The following is a 20,002-nucleotide window of genomic DNA, read 5'->3' as shown; positions in this document are numbered from 1 at the left end:
CACACCCCTACCGACGGAACAAGGACGTTTCATGGGTACTGTCACCGAAGTCATCGCGGTCGTCTGTTCCGACCAGCCCTCCCGCACCGTCGAGCGGGACGAGCACCTTCTGCTGTCCCCTCCGCACCCCAATCCCTTCCCGGTAAAGCTCTGGCGCGATCACGAGCCACTGAGCGTGGTGCACTTCCCCCACGCGTACGAATCCGTGCCGTTCGCCCCGCCGCGCGGCATCTACGAGAGCGCCCAGGTCCGCGTCGAATGGCAGACGATGGACAACCGCCAGCCCTTCTACCACCGCAACTGCGACGTCGACGAGATCTCTTACCAGATCGCCGGCGAGCGCACCCTGATGACCGAACTAGGGACCGTCGAGCACCGGCCCGGAGAGTTCTCCCGGCTGCCCCGCGGTGTCGCCCACGACAACTACGGGCGGCGCGAGAGCCACCTGCTCTTCTACACGCCCGCCCCCGTCAGGGAGGAACGCCCCCCGGTCAGGCGGTCCGAAGCAGTGTTCCCGCCCTTCCCCGGCTGGGAACCGGGCAACATCAACGAGGCGGTCACCCAGTGCATGGGCACGCCCGGCCATGACATCACCGTCGCCCCCATCGACGAACAGCGACTGCTGGAACAGGTACACGCCGAGAAGGAACGCCTCAGCGTCCTCACCGGGACCGACGAAGTCGGCATGACCTGGCTGTACCGCTCCGCCGGCTTCCGTCTGGGTTCCGTACGGCTGCGGCCCGAGGGCGAGCGTGTCTACCGGCGCACCCTGGACGCCGACGAGATCCAGTACCAGATCAGCGGCCGCCGCACTCTGGTCAGCCAGCGCGGCATCGCCGAGCTGGGACCGGGCGACTTCGTCCGCATCCCGCTCGGTATCGCGTACACCAGCGTGTGCGCCGAAGCCAGCGAACACATCGCCCTGTTTGCCGACCGCGAGCTCCCGCAGATCGCCGAAACGACCAGGACCGCCGAGCCGTACACCCCCGAACGCCTGGCCGCGCTGCAGCACTGAAACGACGTAGGAGCCGCACATCATGAACGCCATGCTCGCCGCGCGCGCCCAGAAGGGCTCCGACGCGCTGCACCTGCACAAGATCGCCATCCCTGAGCCGGGACCCCAGGACGTCCTGGTGAAAGTGGCCTCCGCCGGCCTCGCCCCCGGGATGATGACCCTGCTCGCCCAGGGCGCCTTCAAACACCTGCCCACCACACTCGGACACGAGGCCGCCGGCACCATTGCCGCCGTGGGCAACCAGGTGGAGGGAATCGGCATCGGCACCCGCGTGCGGGTGCACCCCAACCTCAACTGCCGTACCTGCGGATACTGCCGCTCCGACCGGGACATGATGTGCCCGCAACAGGCGATGATCGGACACGCCGCCTTCGGCGACGTTCCCATGCCGCTGTACGACCGCTACCACGACGGCGGACTGGCCGAGTACATCCGGGTACCGCACTGGCTCGTCGACACCCTGCCCGACAGCGTGTCCTTCGACGTCGGCGCAAAGGTCCACGACCTCGCCAACGCCATCCGCGCCCTCAAATGCGCCGACCTGCCGCTGGGCGCCACCCTCGTGGTCACCGCCGCCACCGGCACGATGGGCACCGCCACCGTCAAGCTCGCCCGGCACTTCGGCGTCTCCCGTCTCATCCTCGTCGGACGCAGCGCCGAGCGGCTGGACGCGGTCCGGCCGCTCGCAGGTGACGTACACACCGACATCGTGGCACTCGACGAACTGCCGTCGAACTGGGCGAAAGAAGGCGGCCTCACCCGCGCCCTGCGCACTCTGGTCCCGCAGGGCGCGGACGCGGTCCTCGACTTCGTACCGGAAGGACCCGCCACCTCCCAGGCGCTCGCCGCCCTGGCAACCGGCGCAAGCCTCGTGCACATGGGCGCCAACCGCAGCCCGCTGCTGTTCCCGATGATCGCCGTCATGGTCAACTGCTGGCGCATCGTCGGCACCCGCGCCTGCACTCGCACGGACGCCCGAGAAGCGCTCACCCTGCTCGAGCGGGGCGCACTGGACGCGGAGGAACTCATCACCCACCGCTACCCACTGGCCGCAGCGAACGAAGCCGTCGCCGCGCTGCAGAACCGGACAGAACCGATCTGGATGGCGGTGGTCAACCCGTGACCGCGGCACAGCTTCCCGTACTCGTCGTGGGCGGCGGTCCTGTCGGCCTGACCGTGGCGAACCTCCTCGCCGCCCGCGGCGTGCCACTCGTCCTCGTCGAGCGCAACGCCTCCACCAGCGATGAGGCCAAGGCCATCAGCCTGGACGACGAGTCCCTGCGAACCCTGCAGACGGCAGGTCTCGCGGACAAGGTCCTGGAGGTCGTCGTACCGGGCACCGGAACCCGCTACTACGACCGCAAAGGCCGGCCTCTCTTCCACGCCCGCGGCCCACAGCCCTACCGTCTCGGCTTCCCGTTCAAGAACCAGTTCGCCCAGCCCGAACTGGAAAAGCTCCTCCTGGACGAGCTGAAATCCCGTCCCCAGGCGGACATCCGCTTCTCCACCGAGCTGATCACCGTGACGGAGAATCCCGACGGCACCGGTGCCACCGCCGCGATCCGCTCACCCGGTGACACCGACACGGAAGACCTCCAGGTCAGCTGGGTCCTGGCATGTGACGGAGGCCGCTCCACCGTACGAGAACTGCGTGGCATCGACATGACCGGCACCAGCCACCAGGACGTCTGGCTGGTCGCCGACACCACCGGCGACCACCACGACGAGCGCTACGGCATGCACCACGGCACCCCCGACCGGCCCACGGTGATCGTGCCCGGCCGCGGCGGCCGCTGCCGCTACGAGTTCCTCCTGTACCCCGGGGAGGGCGAGAAGGGAGCAAGCCCCGACTTCGAGACCCTGCGCAGACTCGTCGCGCCCTACCGTCCCCTGACCGAGGACCAGGTGGAACGCTGCACCGCGTACACCTTCAACGCCGTCGTCGCCGACCGGTGGCGCGACGGGCACATCCTGCTGCTCGGCGACGCCGCGCACATGATGCCGCCCTTCGCCGGCCAAGGCCTCAACTCCGGTATCCGGGACGCCGCGAACGTCGCATGGAAGATCGACCACGTGTGGCACGGCCGTGCCGGACAGAGCCTGCTCGACACCTACGAGGCGGAACGGCGCCCGCACGCCACCGCGATGGTCCGCTACTCGGAACGACTCGGCGATGTCGTCATGACCACCGACCGGCGCCGTGCCCTCCTGCGGGACGTCGCCGCCCGGACTCTCCTGCGCATACCACCGGGGCGTCGCTACCTCACCGAGATGCGGTTCCGTCCCCACGCGCGGCACGAGGCCGGCCTGGTGGTCGGAGACCACGCACTGACGGGCACCCAGCTCCCCCAGCCACGGGTCCTGGTCCCACCGAGCCTGCATCCCCAGTGGTTCGACCAGGTTCTCGGCCGGTCCTTCGCTCTGCTGGGCATCAACGTCCCGGAAACCGCCTGGCAGTGCTTCGACGGCACCCCATGGCCGGACGACAAGCTCGACATCAAGCGGATCGACGTGCTGCTGGACGACCGGCTGCCCTCGGCGACGGCAGCACGCGAAGCTGTCGCGGACGCGGACGGCCGCCTGGAGGAAGCCCTCGCCACGGCCCGCAACCGGTTCGTCCTGGTCAAGCCCGACCGTTACATCGCCGCTGTCATGGGACCCGATGACATTCCTGCCGTTGCCGAGGCATTGCGCAGGAACATCCAGTGACCTTGATCCCGACGACCACGGCCGCCGTACGAGTCTACGAACACGGCGGCCCTGAGCAGCTTGTCCACGAACAGCGGCCCCTGCCCGCGCTGGGCCCCACCGACGTGCTGGTGGCCGTCGACACCGCCGCCGTCTCGGGCTGGGATCTGAAGTACCGCCGCGGACTGCAGCCCGGCACGAAACTCCCGGGCCGTAACCCCTTTCCCATGCCCCAACAACTGGGACGGGAAGCCGCAGGAACGGTCGTCGCCGCCGGGCCCGACACCCGGCTGCTGCACGTGGGCGACCGGGTAGCGGCCGTCGTCCACCCTGAGAACCCCCATGCCCCGGAAACCTACCGGGGCCTGGGGAACCTCTCCACGGGCATCGCCATCCCAGGCCATCAGGGCCCGGGAGCCTACGCCGAGTACATCGTGCGTGACGAGCGGCTCTTCCTGCCGGTGCCCGACCACGTCGACCTGGAACAAGCAGCCATCACCCTGTGGCCCTACGGCACCAGCCACCGCGTCCTGCGTGACCGTCTGCGGGTCACCGCGGGCGACACCCTGCTCGTCACCGGAGCCGCCGGCCCTATGGGCCTGGCCACCATCCAACTCGCCCAGCTCTTCGGCCTGCGCGTCATCGCCACCACCCGACACGCCGAGCGAGCCGACGCTCTGCGCAGCGCCTGCAGTGCCGAGGTGGTCGTCACCGACGACCTCGACGCCGCCCGACACGCCGTACGGGACCTCACCCACGGCCAGGGCGTCGACCACGCAGTCGACTACTCCACCCACCGCGACCTCCTGCGCCTGGCCCTGGACGTGCTGCGACTGGGGGGCAGGCTCTGCCCGGCGGCCGGTGAACAAAACCCGCCGGGCCCGATGCCGTTCACCGTCTTCGACCTCACCCGTCTGGAAGCCGACATCGTCGGCGTCCGCGGAGCACGGCACGAGGACGCCCTGCGCGTGATGGCCCTCCTGGCCGACGGCAAGCTCCACTCACGGATCGCGGCACGCCTCCCGCTGGCCGACGCTGCGAAGGCCCACGAACTGATGGAACGAGGCACCACCGTCACCGGGCGCATCCTCCTCAAACCCGGGACCTGAAAGCGCGCGGGTGGCCGGTCCTGCCCTGACCCGGCCACCCGCGTTTCCTCATCGCACGAGAGAAGAAGCTCTTGCCCACCCTCACCACCGTCGCAGTGGCCCGCACCGGCGAGGACACCTTCCACTGGGAACGCGCCGTCCTCGACGACCCCGGCCCCGGCGAAGTCCTCGTCCGCCTCGTCGCAGCCGGCCTGTGCCACACCGACCTGTCCGTCCTGGCCGGACGCCTGCCCACCCCTCTGCCCGCAGTTCTGGGCCACGAGGGAGCGGGAACCGTCGAAGAGGTAGGAGCCGACGTAGCAGGCATCGCCCCCGGAGACCACGTCGTGCTCTCCTTCAACTCCTGCGGCCACTGCAACGCCTGCCGCACCGGCCGTCCCACCACCTGCGAGACGTACTTCCCCCTCAACTTCCGGGCCGCACGCGCCGATGGCACCACACCGATCCACACCGAGGACGGCGCACCGCTCGGCGGCCTGTTCTTCGGACAGTCCTCGCTGGCCCGGCACGCCGTCGTCTCCGCGCAGAGCGTCGTGCGAGTCGACGTCACCGACGAGGAAGAACTCAGCCTGCTGGCACCCGTCGGCTGCGGGATCCAGACCGGAGCCGGAGCGATCCTGAACCTGCTCAGGCCCCACTACGGTGACAGCGTGGCCGTCTTCGGCGCCGGGGCGGTGGGACTGTCCGCCGTCATGGCGGCCCGCCTCACCCCCGCCCGCACCATCGTGGCCGTGGACGTCGTCCCGTCGCGGCTGGCTCTGGCCACCGAACTCGGCGCCACCCACACCATCGACAGCAGCAAGGAAGATCTCCGGTCCCGTCTCGCCGACCTGGCCGGTCCCGGCGGCCTGACGTACATCGTGGAAACCACCGGCGTCCCCTCACTGCTGGAGCTCGCCGCCACGGCCATCGCCGCCGGCGGAACCGTCGCCGTCATCGGAGCCCCCTCCGCCGGCAGCCGGGCTTCCTTCGACATCAATGCCCTCATCGACGGCCGCACCATCCGCGGGGTCACCGAGGGCGGCAGCGACCGCACCACCTTCATCCCCGCTCTCATCGACCTGGCACGCCAAGGACGCCTGCCCTACGAGAAGTTCGTCCGCTTCTACGCCGAAGACCGGCTCCACCAAGCGGTGACCGACGCCCGCTCCGGGCACACCATCAAACCGGTGATCTGCTTCGACAACCGGACGGGGGAGGAACGATGAGCCTGCCGCACGCCCGCAACCTGATCGACGGCCAGTGGCACGACGGACACGCGACAGGCACCGCCTGCGCCCCGGCCACCGGACAGGCCATCGGCACCTTCGCCGATGCCGGAGCCGTCAGCGCCCGTCACGCCATCGACGCGGCCCGCCGCGCCTTCAGCGACACCTCCTGGGCCCACGACCGGCAGCTGAGGGCCCGCGCCCTGTCGGAGCTGGCCGACCGGATGTCCGCCCGGCGCGACGAACTGGTCGATCTGCTCTCCCTCGAGAACGGCAAACGGCGAGCGGATGCGGCCATGGAGATCGACTCTGCCATCCCCAAGCTGCGCTACAACGCCGCCCTCGCCCTGACCGACACCGGCCGCGCCGCGGAAACCAGCCCGCACAGTTACTCGATGACGATCCACCAGCCCGTCGGCGTCGCCGCCGTCATCGTCCCGTGGAACTCTCCCGTCATCCTGGCGGTGCGCTCCTTCGCCCCGGCCCTGGCCGCCGGCTGCACCGTGGTCATGAAGATGCCCGCCCAGACCGCGCTGACCAACGGCCTGCTGTACGAGATCATCGCGGAGACCAGCGCGTTGCCGGCCGGTGTCGTCAACGCCTTCACCGAGTCGGGGAACGAGGGCGCGCCCCTTCTCGTCTCCGATCCCGGTACCGACGTCGTCAGCTACACCGGCTCGACCGCCGTCGGCCGCGTCATCATGGCGCAGGCCGCCCGGCATCTGAAGGGCTGCTCGCTCGAACTGGGCGGCAAGTCCCCGATGGTCGTCTTCGACGACGCCGACCTGGACGCGGTCGTCCCCGTGCTCACCGCTGCCGTCACCACCTTCTCCGGCCAGTTCTGCATGGCCGGCAGCCGCATCCTCGCCCAGCGGTCCGCGGCCGACGAGCTCCGCAGGCGGCTGATCACCGCTCTGGAGACGGTCGCGGTCGGCCCGGACGCGGATCCGGAAGCAGCCATGGGACCGGTCATCGACCGGGCTCAGGCCCTGCGCATCGACTCCCTGGTCGCCGAATCCGCCGACTACGGCCGGGTTCTCGTACGAGGCGGGTTGCTCGAGCCCGACGGCGAGGACGCCTACGTGCGGCCGAGCCTGGTGGAAGTGGACGACCTCGAGGCCCCGATCATCCAGCGGGAGGTGTTCGGGCCGGTCGCCACCTTCGAGGTGTTCGACGACGAGGACGATGCCGTTCACCGGGCGAACGCCACCGAGTACGGCCTCGCCGCCTCGGTCTGGAGCCGGGACGTCGACCGGCCGCTGCGGGTCGGGCGGCGACTCGACGCCGGAACCGTCTGGATCAACGGCTGGGGTGTGATCCGCGACCAGTTCGAAGAGGGCGGATTCAAGCAGAGCGGCGTCGGCAGGCTCAACGGCCCCCGGGCTCTGGCGGAGTTCCAGGAGATCAAGCATCTGGTCCACACCCCCGGCGCCGGCTGACGAAGGGCTCCCGTGGTGCGGCACGGGAGCCCTCGCACAGCGGACGCCACCTTCGCGCCGCGGCCGGTGTCACCGGCCGCGGCGCGATGTCGTGAGGAGGCCGGCTCCTCAGCCGGTCACCGGGGATCGGGGGCCGTGGCCAGGGGCACCCGTGTCCGCTCCGGTGCCCGCGTTCTCGGCAGGGAGGCCACGGCCACCGCTCCGAACACGGCCGGCACGGTGAACGCGTAGAACCCGGCCTTGGGAGAGGCGATCCAGGTGGTGACGGCTGCGAGATAGCTCGGGCCCACGATGGCGCCGAACCGTCCTACCGCGAGACCGAAGCCCATACCGGTGCCGATCAGCTGGGGCGGATGGCTCGCCGCCATGCAGCCCACCACCAGGCTCTGGGTGCCCAGGGAGCCGACTCCTGCCAGTGCCGAGAGCAGCAGCAGGACAGGACGTGGCTGGGGGGTGCTGAGCGCGAGGAGCGCGCACGCGGCCAGGAGGAATCCCCCCAGCGTCACCACGCGGAGATGACCGCGGTCGGCGAGCAGGGACAGGGCTGTGGTCCCCACGCTCGCGCCCACCGTGAAGGCGGTGGAGAACTCCAGTGCCGAGTTCAGGTCGTACCCCGCCTTCAGCATGACGGAGGGCAGCCAGTTGCTCGTGGAGTAGATCAGGGCGATGGACATGAAGGACGCCACCCACAGCAGTACCGTGACGCGGCGGCGGTCCTTGTCCAGCAGAGCCCGGGAACGGTAGGCCGGGTCCGCGCTCCACGGCGCGTTCGCCGCCGGAGGCGGCTGCTGCGGCAGGAACCGCAGCAGGAACGGGACGAGAAGCAGAGGCAGGACGCCGGGAGCGAACATCCACCGGAAGTCCGTCTCGGGCAGCAGCGCGCGGCCGAGATAGGCGGAGACGGCACCGCCGAGGCCGAGGGCCGCCATGGCGACGGCGATGTACAGCGTCCGGCGTCGCTGCGGAGCGTGGGCGGTGACGAACGCCCCCACGAGGGGGGCCAGGGCGCCGACCCCGAGGCCGGTGAGGACGCGGGCGGCGATGAACACCGGCAGTCCCGGGGCGAGGGCCGACAGCAGCATCGACACCGAGATCACCGCCAGGGCGGTGACCAGCGGCAGCCGGAGGCCGAACCGGTCGCCTGCACGGCCGGCCGCCGCCGATCCCAGAATCATGCCGATGCCGGTGACGCTTCCGAGCATGCCGAGTGTGCCCGCGGTGATCTCACCACCCCAGGCACCGTGCCGCAGGAGTGCGGGTCCGACCGTGCCGAGCGTGAAGAGGTCGTAGCCGTCGATGAAGAGGATGAGGAAGGCCAGCGCCAGCACGCCGAGTGGCTTGGCCGGGAGGGGAGAGCCACCTGGGGAGGAGGGGCCAGGGTTGGCGGAGAGCGAGGACACGTGCGGCTCCTAATGGAGAGGGGCGCCACCGAGGAAGCGTGCACCGGGCCGGGAGTGCTCCGGCGCAGCGTGATCACGGCGCCCAGTTGACCTGATTTTCAGGTCGCGTGTCCTGTTAGGCAATACTCGTGCAACGTCCAATACGCGTGCGGAGCTCGACGTCGTCGGCTCCGCACGGCGGACGAACCTCAGCCTCGCGTCTCGCGGACGCACACGTTGCGGGTCTCGCCCAGGCCCTCGATGACGGTCCGGAGGGTCTGGCCCTCCTTGAGGTAGACCTTGGGGTCGCGTCCGTCGCCGACGCCTCCCGGTGTGCCGGACAGGATCACGTCGCCCGGCTGCAGCGTGATGATGTCGCTGATGTAGGCGACGATGTCCGCGATCCCGAACAGCAGGTCCGACGTGCGGGAGATCTGCATCACCTCGCCGTCCACCTCGCAGCGGATCTCCAGGTCCGGCTCCTTGCCGCCGAACTCGTCCGCGGTGACCAGTTCGGGCCCCAGGGGTGTGGTCGCCTCGAAGGTCTTGCCCGCCAGGAACTCCCGGGTGCGACGCTGGTACTCGCGCACGGTCACGTCGTTGGCGACGGTGTAGCCGGCCACGAAGTCGAGGGCCTCGGCCTTCGGGACGTGGCGGGCGGCCCGGCCGATGACGAAGGCCAGTTCCGCCTCCCAGTCCACGGTGTCGCTCACCGTGGGCAGGGTGACCGGGTCACCGGCGCCGATGAGGGAGCCGTCGTACTTCGCGAACAGCGTGGGGTGGCGCGGAGTGTCCCGTCCCATCTCCTTGATGTGCGTGGCGTAGTTCAGGCCGAGGCAGATGATCTTGTTCGGGTGCGGCACCACCGGGGCGAAGACGGCTTCGGCGGCGTCGACGCGCCCGCTTCCGGCGGCGGCGCCCGCCCGGGCCCAGTCGCCACCCGAGTTCAGCAGGTCCCCCACGTTCGTGTGGGGGAGCAGAACGTAGGAGTCCCCGTCACGCCGGGCGGCCCGGGTTCCGTCGCTCGTGCGCAAAGTCGCCAGTCGCATGCCTGATGCACCTCTTCCTTCATTGACTGATTCCGGGGCCGATCGTACTCTAGTTGCGAAATGCAGGATAGATGTCCTGCAAAGTGAGACATGAGGATGTGGCGGCATGGCTATCACCGGACTCGGTCACACGGGGCTGTGGGTCTACGACCTGCCGAAGATGCGGGACTTCTACGAGCGCGTCATGGGTTTGAGCGTGACGGACGAGGACGAGGGTCTGCAGATCGTCTTCTTCAGCGCCCGGCCCGCCGAGGAGCACCACGAGTTCGTGCTCCAGGCCGGGCGGACCTCTCCCGTCGGCGACAAGCAGCAGCACCAGATCTCCTGGCGCGTGGAGTCGATCGAGGATATCCGGACCTTCCACCGGCGCTTCGAGGAGGAGGGGGTCAAGGTTCAGCAGGAGGTGACGCACGGCAACGCCTTCGGGATCTACTTCTTCGACCCCGAGGGGAATCGCAACGAGGTCTACCTGCGCATCGAACGAGACGTGCGGCAGCCCTTCCGCAAGACCATCGACTTCAGCCTCTCGCCGGAGGAGATCTACGCGGAGGCCGAGCGGCTGCTGAGCGACGGCGGCGCCGCGTACCAGCCGGTCCAGTAGCTCAGGGCCGGCTCCCTCGCGCCCCTGCTAAGTTGCCTGCATGTCAGGATCTATCTCTCGAAATACGGGAATTGGGCAGGGGCGTCGAGGGCGGAACGCGACCGCTGACCGGGCGCTGGACATCCTCCTCATGTTCGACGACGACCGGCTCGTCCTCTCCGCCACCGACGTGGCGGACCGTCTCCAAGTGGCCCGGTCGACCGCCTACCGGTACCTGCAGAGCCTGACCGGCAATGGCTTCCTGGAGGAGAAGGACGGCGCCGGATTCCGGCTGGGACCCCGGGTCGTCGATCTCGCGCGTCTGGCGCGCAAGGGCGTGGGGCTGTCGGACCTGGCGCGGCCCGTCATGCGCGCACTGGTGAAGCGCACCGGTATGCCCGCCCTGCTCACCCGCAGAACCGGCCGCACGGTCGTATGCCTGGAACGCGAGGACGCGGGCACTTCACTGCGCCTTTCCTACGAGCGTGGAGAGGTCCTGGCCATCAACGCGGGAGCTTCCGCGCTGGCCCTGCTCGCCTGGGCGCCGGCGGAGGAACTCGACGAACTCCTGGCGGGGCCGCTGCCCCGCTACACCGACGCCACCCACGCCGATCCTGCGGCGCTGCGTGCCCACCTTGCCGAGATCCGGGAGCAGGGATACGCGGTGGGCCATGGCGAACTCGACCCCGACGTGCTCGGGATCGGGGCTCCGGTGAGGGGGGAGAACGGCACCATCGTCGGGGCACTCAGTGTCGCGGCCTTCTCCCACCGGGTGCCGCGAGGGGAAGTGCCCCGCCACATCGAGGCCGTGTGCCAGGCGGCCGAAGACCTCTCAGGCCAAGTGGCGCGCATGGGGATCGGCTGAACGGCGGAAAGTCGCACACGGCACCCGTACGATGTCCTGCATGACAGGACGTAAGTCAGAAAAGGTCACTCCGGTGAGCCAGTACCGGGAACGCAACTCGACCGCGGACCGCGCGCTCGACATCCTCGGACTGTTCTCGCAGGACAAGCTGTCCCTCTCCGGCCAGGAGGTGGCGACCGCTCTGGGAACGGCACGCTCGACCGCTTACCGCTACCTCCAGAGCCTGGTCGGCAGCGGGTTTCTGGAGGAGGACCCCCAGGGCGGGTTCCGGCTCGGCCTGCGTGTTCTGGAACTGGCGCGCCTGGCCCGCCGGGGATACGGGCTGTCGGAGATCGCCCTGCCCCTGATGCGGGAGCTGTGTGCCGAGGTCGGCGAGACGGTACTGCTGACTCGCCGTGCCGGAGGCGCCGCCATCTGCGTGGAGCGATGCGAGGCGGAGCATCCGGTGCGAATCTCCTACGAACGCGGCAGCGTGCTCCCGGCCAATGCCGGGGCCTCCGCCCTGGCGCTGCTGGCCTGGTTGCCCGAGCAGGAGTGCCGCGAGCTGCTGGAGTCTCAGAGACTGCAGCGGTTCACCGCGCGCACGATGACCGACGTCGACGCACTCATGGAACGGCTCGCCCAGATCCGCAAGGACGGGTTCATCGTCAGCCGGGGCGAACTCGACGCCGACATCCTCGGTATCGCCGCCCCGATACGCGGAGCGTCCGGGGGCGTGGTGGCCGCGCTGAGCATCGCCGCGCTGGAGCACCGGGTCCCTGACCGACGGCTCGACGAGGTGGTCGCAGCGGTCCGCCGTGCCGCTGAACTCATCAGCGGCCAGCTGGCGGTCGTCGGGGACTGACCAGAGGACCCGCCGAGGGGTGCCGGCGGGCCGATGGGTGTCGGCCCGCCGAGGGGTGCCGATGGGCGTCGGCCGTTTCGCACCGGACAGGTCGGTGAGCAGGTCGCGGACCCGGAGTACGCGTCGGTGAACCGCACCCCCTGACGGGCGAGCCGGTCCAGATGGGGGGTCCGGATGTGCGGGGCGCCGTACGAGGAGAGATCGGCCCAGCCGAGGTCGTCGGCGAGGATGACCAGGATGTTCGGGCGCTTGCCGGACGGGGCGCCGGGGCGGGCTCTGAACGGCCGCTCGGCGGACGCCGCCTCCGCTGCGCCGGCCGTGGTGGCGGTGGCGGCGGTCACGAGGCTGCCGCCGACGAGACCACTGAAGACACGGCGGGACATTTCAGGCATGAGTGATCCTTGGGTGCATGGCGGTCCCGAGAGGGGCGGCGAACCGGGACCGTGAAGGGATTGAGGAGTCGACCGAGAAGGTCAAAAAGGAAGGAGCAGGTCAGGGAGAGAACCGCTCTTGAACAGTGCCGGCCCGAAGACCTGGCGAAGCACTACGGAAGGCGGGCCCAGGTCGCCGTGATGCACAAGATCGCCATCGCGATCTGGCACATCTTCCGCGACAAGACCTGCTACCAGGACCTCAGTGCCGATTGCTTCACCCGACGCGACCCCGAACGCGCCATGCACCGCATGACCAAGGAGGCCAACCGCCTCGGGCTCACTGTCCGCTTCGAACCCATCCCAGCCGCCTGACCGGCACACACTCCATTTTTCGTGTCAGAGTCAAGCTGAGATTCGGTAGGAGATTCAGCCCCCTACCGAGGGCCCGTCGGACTGCCGACGGGCCCTCCCCGCGAGCAGATACCGGCATGCCTCCGGCGCATCGTCACGGTGGCCGTGTCACTGGTCGGCTGTGCTCGCGCCGCGCGGCCGACCGGACCGACGGTGTGTCGATCCGAGTGGTCCGAGCGTGCGGCCGGCTCCGCGCCACCCCGGCACGCACGGTCGCGCCCCGGCGGGAAGACGGCCAGAGGTGGATCAGGCAGTCGCCGGGGCGGCTGCCCGGATCAGCTCGGCCGTGCGCTTGATCGCGCTCTCCGCGGCCTTGGCGTCGAATCCCCCGTATTCGATGGTGAGCGGGCCCTCGTATCCGCTGTCGGCGATGATCCGCAGGACTCGGTCGAGGTCGTACAGCTTCGAGCGACCGTCGGGGTGAAAACCGTACGTCTTGACATGCACCACCTCGGCTCGCGGGAGGAGCGCCTGGATCGCCTCGTACGCGGGGTCGGCGTCCGCGAGGTCATCCGGTTCGCGACCCGTCAGGAATGCCTCGACCGCCGCGCTCATCACGGGTTCGAGGTTGCCCGTGTCGAGGACCAGGCCCAGCTCGGGACCCACCGCATCGAGCAGCGGGGTCAGCTTCGCCGGATCCGCGGTGTACGGATCGGCGTTTTCGAGCATCAGTCGCACGCCTGCCGCCTGCGCGGTGGCGATGAGCCCCCGCAGGGTCTCGACGATCACCTTGAAGGAGGCTGGTGTCACTGGGGGGACGAAAGGAGGCGGCATGAGGAGGACTCCCACCTGCTCGGCCTGAGCCTCCGCGGCCAGCGAGATGAGCCGATCCGCCCATACGAGGTCTTCGGCCCGGTGGCGGTCGTCCGCGTCAGCGATACACCGGCTGATCCAGACGAGGCTCACCGACACGTTCTCGCGGGCCAGAGCCGCAGGCAAGACCGCGCGCTCCGCTGCGGTGGCCGCCGTGAGCTGTTGCTCCATGAGCTCGACCGACGACAGACCGAATCCCTTCGTACGGCGCGGGATCTGGTCCAGCGAGAGGGACTTCGGGCTGTGCACGACCTGGATCGAGGTCATCTCACCGCTCTGTGCACGATAGTCGACCCACATCGGACCGAGTTCCTCCCTGATCCCCAAGGCGGCCAACCGGATCTGGTTCTCCATTACTGTCCTTTCGTCGGGTCGCGGCGCCGTAAAAGCCGTCGGCTGGTGCGCAACGGCCAACACGGTCGCTGTCCTGTCACCACCGACCTGGCCGGGCGCCGAAGGCATCGCGGGACTGATGCCGCCCTGTGCCATGTGGCTGGCCCTATGCACGGTCGGTTCGTTCGGGCCAGCGGCGCCGAAGTATCGCGGGGCCGATCTTGCAGATGCGCGTAGCTCCGGTGACGGCCATCGGGAAGCGTTGAGCACACTGCTCGTGCTACTACCGCAAAGCAGGGTCAGAGCGGCGGGAGCCGGAATGCCCCTCCGGCCACCACGGACCTGCAACGGAGGGGGGTGCGGCTTGGAGCTGATGAACTCGACGAGCCGGCTTCGAATCACGCCGAGCGAGGTCATCGGGTGCGCTCGCCGGCGAGCTGGTGGGAGGCCTCGTCCACGGCACAGTCGCGGGGCAGACCGGCTGCCGAATGTCCATCGTCTGCCACTCGACGCGGATTTCGTCGTTCTCGTAGTCCAGTCAGGGAGGATGTCCGGCGAACCCGCGGGCTCAGGCGACGCACACTCCCGGCACCGCTGCCGTGCGCATCACGACCGGGTGGGAGATCGAGCCGTCCGGGTAGAGCGTCAGCGTGCTCTGGAACTCCTGGGTCATGAACGCGGCTCTGAGCGAGGCCAGGGTCTCCCAGACGGCCACGTTCGTCAGGAGACGGCTGTCCCCGGCACCCCGGTACAACTGGGCGGAGACGAAGCCGGGCTGCGCCTTCATGATCAGGGAATCCTGGCGCCAGATGCCGATGACCTTGTCGGTCTGTCCTTCTGGAGCCAGGAAGGTGTTGATGAGGGTGACGGGCTGTCCGTCGTCCGGGCCCTGGAGCTGCGCCAGGAACGGGGCCGAGGGGTCGAGGTCCTTGAGTTCGATCATGTGAACTCCTCCGGGAGCAGGTCAGGCGCTGTGGGAGCCGGTCATCAGTGCGGCCAGGTCGTCGGGCTTGATGAACGAGGGGGGCGGGGGCGGTCCCCAGTTGAACAGTCCCTTGGCACCGTCGAAGACTTCCGGCTTCCACAGCTGGTCGTCGACGATGCAGTCCAGGTCCGAGTAGTACTCGGAGAAGTTGCCGGCGGGGTCCTTGAGGTACCAGAAGAAGTTGGAGCCGGCGTGATGGCGGCCCAGGCCCCAGACGTGGCGTTCGGGGTGGTCCTCCAGCATGGCCGCGGCACCGCGGCCCACCTCGTCCACGTCGTCGACCTGCCAGGAGGTGTGGTGCAGGAACGCCACCGGCGCGGCGAGCACGAGGATGTTGTGGTGATCGGTGGAACAGCGCAGGAAGACGCCGACGTCTCCCATCAGGTCGGACACCTTGAAACCGAGGCCGTCGCGGAAGAAGCCGGTGGTGGCCTCGAAATCGGTGGTGCCCAGGACCGCGTGGCCCAGCTTCCGGGGCCGGACCGGGCTCTCACGCAGCAAGGCCGGGGCGCGGTTCCCGATGCGTTCGGTGCGGCCGGGACCGTTGTAGGGGGTGGGCGGGGTTTCCGGCTGTGTGACGCGGGGTTCCACCCTGAGGACGGCGCGGACGCCGGTGATCTTCTCGTAGGCGGTGAGGGTGCCGGCCTCCTGCTGGGCGGAGACACCCAGCCGGTCCAGCCGGGCGGCGACAGCGGAGAGGTCGTCGGGGGAGTCGACGCCCACGGTGATCTCGACGAGCCGGCGCGTGGGTGCGTGCACGACCTGAAGCTGGCGTCCTCCGTCACGCGTGGCGAACCAGCCGTCCCCTTCGGGTGCGAGCCCGAAGTCGGTGTAGTAGGCGGCGGTCTGGGCGGTGTTGGGGACACCCATGACGATCGAGGACAGACGGTGCAGGGCCATGGTGAACTCCTGAACGCGGGAATCGCGTGGTCGTGGGTGAGCCGGCTCAGGCGCGGAAGGTCTGGCGGAGCTCACCGATGCCCTGGACGTGGCTCACGAGAACGTCACCGTCGGCGAGCCAGCGCTGCGGAGTACGGCCCATCCCGACACCTGCGGGGGTGCCGGTGAAGATGACGTCGCCGGGCAGCAGGGGAAGGACGGCCGACAGCCGGGCCACCAGCGCGGGCACGGAGAAGATGAGGTCCCTGGTCCGGCTCTTCTGCACCTCCTCGCCGTTGATCGAGCAGCCCAGCTCGAGGTCGTCGCTGTCGGCCAGAGCATCCGGCGTGACCAGGAACGGCCCCATCGGGGTGAATCCGGGGAAGGACTTGCCCAGGCCGAACTGAGGTGCCGGACCGGTGAGCTGGGTGATGCGCTCCGAGATGTCCTGGCCCACGGTGAGTCCCGCGATGTGCAACCATGCGTCGTCCTCACCGACCCGGTGGGCCGGTTCGCCGATGACGGCGACGAGCTCGACCTCCCAGTCCGTGTGGCCCCCTTCGGGGAGCCGGACTTCGGTGACGGGGCCCGTGATGCTGGAGACGTACTTGGTGAACACGGGCGGCAGGGTGTCGGGGACCGCGAAGCCTGACTCGGCGGCGTGCGCACGGTAGTTGAGCCCTACGGCGAGCACCTGACGCGGAGCGGGGGCGGGGGAGCCGAGGTCCGTGGCCGCGAAGGGCCGCCCCGCGGGCAGCTCGGCGCTCGCGGCCCAGGTACGGAAGGCGGTCCAGCGCTCGTAGACCTCCTGGGGGTCGGGACCGAACCGGCCGTCACTGGCCTGCTCGACGTCGACGGCCGTGTCGTCGTCGGTGATGATGACGAGACGGCCGGACAGGTTGGCGGTACGCACGTGCTGCTCCTCAGAGGGGGGTGGGGTGTCGTGCTGCTGGTCACACGAGGGGGGTGATCTTCTCGTCGATGCCGAGAAGGGCCTTGCCGTACACCTCGAACGCGACCGTCGGCGCGGCGACCGCGTGCCGGCCCGCGGTGTTGGCGTCGCGCCAGATCCGCTGCAGGGGGTTGACGTCGGCGAAGGAGCCGGCGCCGTGCACGCTGACGAGGGTGTTGATCGCTTCCAGCACGTTCTGGATGGCCCAGCCGGTGTCCGCCCGCACCCGGGCGCGCTGGGTGAAGTCGAGGTACGTGCCCTGCTGCGCCGCCTGGTCGATCTCGGAGGCGGCGCGCTGCGCGTGGAGCGTGGCGGTGTCGATCCGCAGGGCTGCTTCGGCGATCTGCAGCTGCACGGCGACCGACTCGGCCTGCGTCTCGTAGAAGGTGTACGAGATGGGCTTGCGGGAGGCCTTCTCCGTGACGTACTCGAGGGCCGCGCGCCCCAGACCCAGTTGGGGGCCTGCCAGAACGAGGGCCAGGATGGGCACGAAGGCGGAACGGGACAGGACCTCGTCCGTGTGCTCGGTCGGATAGTCACCCTCGATGGCGGCGGGCACGGACATGACCCGGTGCTCGGGCACGAAGATGTCCTCGGCGATCAGACAGTTGCTCGCGGTGCCCTTCATCCCCGCGACGAACCAGGTGTCCTCCAGGGTGAGGTCACCGCGAGGCACGAGCGCGAGTGCCTGGTCCACCACCGCGCCGTCCGCGTCCGTGAGCGGAACACCGAGGACGGCCCAGTCGGAGTGCGAGGACCCCGAGTTGTAGTACCAGCGCCCCGAGACCTGCCATCCGCCGTCGACCTTGGTCGTCGTGGAGGTCGGGCTGAGTACCCCGGTGACCCGGGCGTCGGGGTTGGCGCCGAACACGTCGTCCTGGGCTTTGGAGGGGAAGAGGCTGGTGAGCCAGTTGCAGACGTTGACGAGGGTGACCACCCAGGAGGTGGAGCCGTCCCCCTCGGCCAGGGCGGCCGACACGTCGAGCATGGTGCGCATGGACGTCTGGTGACCGCCGTACCGGCGGGGAGTGGCGAGCTTGAACAGGCCGGCGTCGGCGATGGCGTCGATCACCGGGTCCGGCACCCGGCGGCCGGTCTCCGTGGCGGCCGCGTGCTCGCGCAGCAGTGGCCGCAGGGCTGCGGCGCGGGCGACGAGGTCCTCATGAGTCGTCATCGTGGTGCGCTCTTTCTGTCATCGGCGGGACAAGTGGTCCCTGGTTCGAGCGGGAGGAGCGATCAGCGTGCGCAGGCTGCGACGTGTTCGCGGATCGTGTGGCGCGGGCGGTCGGCGAAGGCGGAGTGGGTGCCGAACGTGCGGTGTCCGTAGACGAGCGGTGCCGCCGGTGTCGTTTTCGCGTGGGTGACCAGGCCGAGGATCAGAAGGTGGTCACCGCCGTCCACGGCCTGAGCCACCTCGCACGCCAGCCATCCCGGGGCCGAGCCGAGCCGGGGGAGGCCGTGATCGAAGTCCCAGTCCACGCCGGCGAAGCGGTCGGCCCCGCGGCGGGCGAACCCCAGGGCGAGATCGTCCTGGGTCCGGGCGAGGACGTTCACGCCGAAGCGTCCGGTGGCGGTGATGTGGGACAGGACCCTGGACCCGCGGTCGAGAGCCACGGTCACCATGGGCGGGCGCAGCGACAGGGAAGCGAAGGCGCTGACCGTCGTGCCATGGGGGAGATCCTCCGCCGTGGTGGTGACGATGGTGACCGGGGCGCAGACACCGGCCATGAGATCGCGGAATGCCTGCTCACCGAAGGAGGGGATCATGAGGATCTCCATTCGTCATAATGATTACGGTGATGCTGCATCCGGGTTACGTGAGGCGTCAAGAGGTGCGACTGTATTCGTCATAATGATTTTCGGAGCCGGATGAAGAGTGGAGTGGCTGTGGCGGCACGCAAGGAAGATGCCCGGCGTCGGAGTACGGGCGCGAGCAGGGGAGTCGATCCACCGGCACTGCGACGGGCCGAGTGGGGGCAGGCGGGGAGCGCGTCTCGTGCCGAGGCCGCCGCGGACGCCGTGGCCGAACTGGCCGCGCACGCCGCCCCGGGCACACGTCTGGGCACGAAGGACGAACTGCGGTCCCGCTGCGGGGTGTCCGTCGGGACGTTCAACGAGACGCTGCGCCTGCTCCAGACCAGGGGAGTGGTGACCGTGCAGCGCGGCCCGGGCGGAGGCCTCTTCGCTGCCGAACAAACCCCGATGACACGGCTCGCCCACTCCGTACTGGCCCTGGACGCCTCCCGGGGCGATGTCGCGCAGGCGCTGCGCATCCGCAACGCTCTTGAACCGCTCCTCTGGCAGGACGCGCTGTGGCACGCCTCGCCGGCCGACGTCAACGACCTCCGCGTGTGTCTGGAGGGCATGGCCGCGGCCGCCGGCGACGCGGACGACTTCGTGCTGGCCAACTGGCGGCTGCATGCCAGGGTCGCCGACATCACTCCGAACTACCTCCTGTGTTCGCTCTACGTGGCCCTTCTGGAACTGGTCGAACGCCATGCCCTGGCGGTCCGGCCGCAGGCCGGCACCCCTCTCGCGCAGCACATCCGTGACCGCTGGAACCTGCATGCCGCGATGGTCGACGCCCTCGACAAGCGCGATGAGGAAACGCTCCTGCGGCTCGTCGCCGAGCACGACACGACCGCGGCCGCCGGTGAGGAGTGACGTAGGGGGCCAGCGGCCAAGAGGAACATCTGGCGGGCGTCGTCTTGCATAGAAGGACCATTGTCCTGTTTTCTCGGTCAGGCCGCCATAGTCGGGCGCACTTTTCGACCCCTGAAGGTAAGGCCTTCTCCCGCCCGGCCCGGGCAGCGTCGCCCGTCGTCTCGTCGCAGGCTTCGCCGCTGTCCGGCCCGTACTCGAAAGACGGGTCGATGAGGCCACCCCCACGGCAGGACTGTCCGTGGGCGACGTGCAGCTGCGCACGCCGATCCCTCGAAGAGCGTGGCCGCACCGGTGAACTACCGGGACCATCAGCCCGACATGAGCGAGGCTTTCCACGTCAGCGCACTCGGTCGGCGGACTGACCGTCGGGGTCACCGGCGAGGGGGTGGTGCCGTGCCCGACCGGTGGTGCCGTG

Annotated in this window: 19 protein-coding genes and 1 pseudogene; 11 read left to right on the top strand and 9 right to left on the bottom strand. The window is 69.5% G+C overall.

Annotated elements, in window-relative coordinates; genetic code table 11:
• The first annotated feature begins 31 nt into the window (after positions 1–31).
• From QQM72_RS37800 to QQM72_RS37775, 6 genes are all read left to right on the top strand, one after another.
• Positions 32–1,015, top strand: coding sequence for a cupin domain-containing protein (locus QQM72_RS37800; RefSeq protein WP_314225329.1), 984 nt, complete (start codon positions 32–34; stop codon positions 1,013–1,015).
• 22 nt (positions 1,016–1,037) lie between these two features.
• The gene (locus QQM72_RS37795) at positions 1,038–2,138 is read left to right on the top strand and encodes an alcohol dehydrogenase catalytic domain-containing protein (RefSeq protein WP_314225328.1); all 1,101 of its coding nucleotides are present in this window, start codon (positions 1,038–1,040) and stop codon (positions 2,136–2,138) included.
• On the top strand, positions 2,135–3,724 hold the full coding sequence (locus QQM72_RS37790; protein WP_314225327.1) for a bifunctional 3-(3-hydroxy-phenyl)propionate/3-hydroxycinnamic acid hydroxylase: 1,590 nt from the start codon (positions 2,135–2,137) through the stop codon (positions 3,722–3,724). The genes QQM72_RS37795 and QQM72_RS37790 overlap by 4 nt, the downstream gene beginning before the upstream one ends.
• On the top strand, positions 3,721–4,812 hold the full coding sequence (locus QQM72_RS37785) for a quinone oxidoreductase family protein (RefSeq protein ID WP_314225326.1): 1,092 nt from the start codon (positions 3,721–3,723) through the stop codon (positions 4,810–4,812). The genes QQM72_RS37790 and QQM72_RS37785 overlap by 4 nt, the downstream gene beginning before the upstream one ends.
• A gap of 71 nt (positions 4,813–4,883) precedes the next feature.
• Positions 4,884–6,020 (top strand): NAD(P)-dependent alcohol dehydrogenase, encoded by a 1,137-nt coding sequence (locus QQM72_RS37780; RefSeq protein ID WP_314225325.1) that lies wholly within the window; start codon positions 4,884–4,886, stop codon positions 6,018–6,020.
• A complete protein-coding gene (locus tag QQM72_RS37775; RefSeq protein ID WP_314225324.1) occupies positions 6,017–7,459 on the top strand; it encodes an aldehyde dehydrogenase family protein in 1,443 nt (480 codons plus the stop codon). Before QQM72_RS37780 ends, QQM72_RS37775 begins: the two co-directional genes overlap by 4 nt.
• A 116-nt stretch (positions 7,460–7,575) precedes the next feature.
• On the opposite strand, the gene QQM72_RS37770 is transcribed toward QQM72_RS37775, so the two are convergent.
• On the bottom strand, positions 7,576–8,859 hold the full coding sequence (locus tag QQM72_RS37770) for an MFS transporter (RefSeq protein WP_314225323.1): 1,284 nt from the start codon (positions 8,857–8,859) through the stop codon (positions 7,576–7,578).
• A 188-nt stretch (positions 8,860–9,047) separates the two neighbouring features.
• Positions 9,048–9,887, bottom strand: coding sequence for a fumarylacetoacetate hydrolase family protein (locus tag QQM72_RS37765; protein WP_314225322.1), 840 nt, complete (start codon positions 9,885–9,887; stop codon positions 9,048–9,050).
• A 106-nt stretch (positions 9,888–9,993) separates the two neighbouring features.
• Between QQM72_RS37765 and QQM72_RS37760 the strand changes: the two genes are divergently transcribed.
• The 3 genes from QQM72_RS37760 to QQM72_RS37750 are packed head-to-tail and all read left to right on the top strand — an operon-like array spanning position 9,994 to position 12,176.
• On the top strand, positions 9,994–10,488 hold the full coding sequence (locus QQM72_RS37760) for a VOC family protein (protein ID WP_314225321.1): 495 nt from the start codon (positions 9,994–9,996) through the stop codon (positions 10,486–10,488).
• Between the two features lie 40 nt (positions 10,489–10,528).
• Positions 10,529–11,332, top strand: a complete 804-nt coding sequence (locus QQM72_RS37755; protein WP_399080108.1) for an IclR family transcriptional regulator domain-containing protein — start codon at positions 10,529–10,531, stop codon at positions 11,330–11,332.
• A gap of 40 nt (positions 11,333–11,372) precedes the next feature.
• Entirely contained in the window at positions 11,373–12,176 is an 804-nt protein-coding gene (locus tag QQM72_RS37750) for an IclR family transcriptional regulator (protein WP_314225320.1), read from the top strand.
• Here the strand turns inward: QQM72_RS37750 and QQM72_RS37745 are convergent.
• Positions 12,119–12,568, bottom strand: a pseudogene (locus QQM72_RS37745) (sulfatase-like hydrolase/transferase); the annotation flags it as partial. The gene QQM72_RS37750 and the pseudogene QQM72_RS37745 sit on opposite strands and share 58 nt — an antisense overlap.
• 180 nt (positions 12,569–12,748) lie before the next feature.
• On the opposite strand from QQM72_RS37745, the gene QQM72_RS37740 reads away from it, so the two are divergent.
• Positions 12,749–12,922: a hypothetical protein gene (locus tag QQM72_RS37740; RefSeq protein WP_314225319.1), complete on the top strand. Its 174-nt coding sequence runs from the start codon at positions 12,749–12,751 to the stop codon at positions 12,920–12,922.
• 285 nt (positions 12,923–13,207) lie between these two features.
• Here the strand turns inward: QQM72_RS37740 and QQM72_RS37735 are convergent, their stop codons facing one another.
• The 6 genes from QQM72_RS37735 to QQM72_RS37710 all read right to left on the bottom strand — a co-directional run bounded on the left by QQM72_RS37735 (position 13,208) and on the right by QQM72_RS37710 (position 18,690).
• On the bottom strand, positions 13,208–14,263 hold the full coding sequence (locus QQM72_RS37735) for a sugar phosphate isomerase/epimerase family protein (protein ID WP_314225317.1): 1,056 nt from the start codon (positions 14,261–14,263) through the stop codon (positions 13,208–13,210).
• A 412-nt stretch (positions 14,264–14,675) separates the two neighbouring features.
• Positions 14,676–15,050 carry an antibiotic biosynthesis monooxygenase family protein gene (locus QQM72_RS37730; RefSeq protein WP_314225316.1) on the bottom strand — a complete coding sequence of 125 codons (375 nt, stop codon included), beginning with the start codon at positions 15,048–15,050 and terminating at the stop codon, positions 14,676–14,678.
• A 21-nt stretch (positions 15,051–15,071) separates the two neighbouring features.
• A complete protein-coding gene (locus QQM72_RS37725) occupies positions 15,072–15,992 on the bottom strand; it encodes a VOC family protein (protein ID WP_314225315.1) in 921 nt (306 codons plus the stop codon).
• A 46-nt stretch (positions 15,993–16,038) separates the two neighbouring features.
• Positions 16,039–16,884, bottom strand: coding sequence for a fumarylacetoacetate hydrolase family protein (locus tag QQM72_RS37720; protein WP_314225313.1), 846 nt, complete (start codon positions 16,882–16,884; stop codon positions 16,039–16,041).
• Between the two features lie 40 nt (positions 16,885–16,924).
• Positions 16,925–18,097 carry an acyl-CoA dehydrogenase family protein gene (locus tag QQM72_RS37715; RefSeq protein ID WP_314225312.1) on the bottom strand — a complete coding sequence of 391 codons (1,173 nt, stop codon included), beginning with the start codon at positions 18,095–18,097 and terminating at the stop codon, positions 16,925–16,927.
• A gap of 62 nt (positions 18,098–18,159) precedes the next feature.
• Complete coding sequence (locus tag QQM72_RS37710) at positions 18,160–18,690, bottom strand: flavin reductase family protein (RefSeq protein WP_314225311.1); 531 nt, start codon at positions 18,688–18,690, stop codon at positions 18,160–18,162.
• A gap of 120 nt (positions 18,691–18,810) precedes the next feature.
• Between QQM72_RS37710 and QQM72_RS37705 the strand changes: the two genes are divergently transcribed.
• Positions 18,811–19,587, top strand: a complete 777-nt coding sequence (locus tag QQM72_RS37705; protein WP_314225310.1) for a FadR/GntR family transcriptional regulator — start codon at positions 18,811–18,813, stop codon at positions 19,585–19,587.
• Positions 19,588–20,002: the final 415 nt, after the last annotated feature.

The sequence above is a fragment of the Streptomyces zaehneri genome (assembly GCF_032248645.1).
Lineage (GTDB): Bacteria > Actinomycetota > Actinomycetes > Streptomycetales > Streptomycetaceae > Streptomyces > Streptomyces coriariae.
This window is presented reverse-complemented; position numbering and strand designations above follow the sequence as displayed.

Excerpts from the sequence above, each read along its gene's own strand:
- QQM72_RS37800 (WP_314225329.1), top strand. The coding sequence starts at position 32 with ATGGGTACTGTCACCGAAGTCATCGCGGTCGTCTGTTCCGACCAGCCC.
- QQM72_RS37795 (WP_314225328.1), top strand. The coding sequence starts at position 1,038 with ATGAACGCCATGCTCGCCGCGCGCGCCCAGAAGGGCTCCGACGCGCTG.
- QQM72_RS37775 (WP_314225324.1), top strand. The coding sequence starts at position 6,017 with ATGAGCCTGCCGCACGCCCGCAACCTGATCGACGGCCAGTGGCACGAC.
- QQM72_RS37765 (WP_314225322.1), bottom strand. The coding sequence starts at position 9,887 with ATGCGACTGGCGACTTTGCGCACGAGCGACGGAACCCGGGCCGCCCGG.
- QQM72_RS37760 (WP_314225321.1), top strand. The coding sequence starts at position 9,994 with ATGGCTATCACCGGACTCGGTCACACGGGGCTGTGGGTCTACGACCTG.
- QQM72_RS37755 (WP_399080108.1), top strand. The coding sequence starts at position 10,529 with ATGTCAGGATCTATCTCTCGAAATACGGGAATTGGGCAGGGGCGTCGA.
- QQM72_RS37750 (WP_314225320.1), top strand. The coding sequence starts at position 11,373 with ATGACAGGACGTAAGTCAGAAAAGGTCACTCCGGTGAGCCAGTACCGG.
- QQM72_RS37740 (WP_314225319.1), top strand. The coding sequence starts at position 12,749 with ATGCACAAGATCGCCATCGCGATCTGGCACATCTTCCGCGACAAGACC.
- QQM72_RS37735 (WP_314225317.1), bottom strand. The coding sequence starts at position 14,263 with ATGGCACAGGGCGGCATCAGTCCCGCGATGCCTTCGGCGCCCGGCCAG.
- QQM72_RS37730 (WP_314225316.1), bottom strand. The coding sequence starts at position 15,050 with ATGATCGAACTCAAGGACCTCGACCCCTCGGCCCCGTTCCTGGCGCAG.
- QQM72_RS37725 (WP_314225315.1), bottom strand. The coding sequence starts at position 15,992 with ATGGCCCTGCACCGTCTGTCCTCGATCGTCATGGGTGTCCCCAACACC.
- QQM72_RS37715 (WP_314225312.1), bottom strand. The coding sequence starts at position 18,097 with ATGACGACTCATGAGGACCTCGTCGCCCGCGCCGCAGCCCTGCGGCCA.
- QQM72_RS37710 (WP_314225311.1), bottom strand. The coding sequence starts at position 18,690 with ATGATCCCCTCCTTCGGTGAGCAGGCATTCCGCGATCTCATGGCCGGT.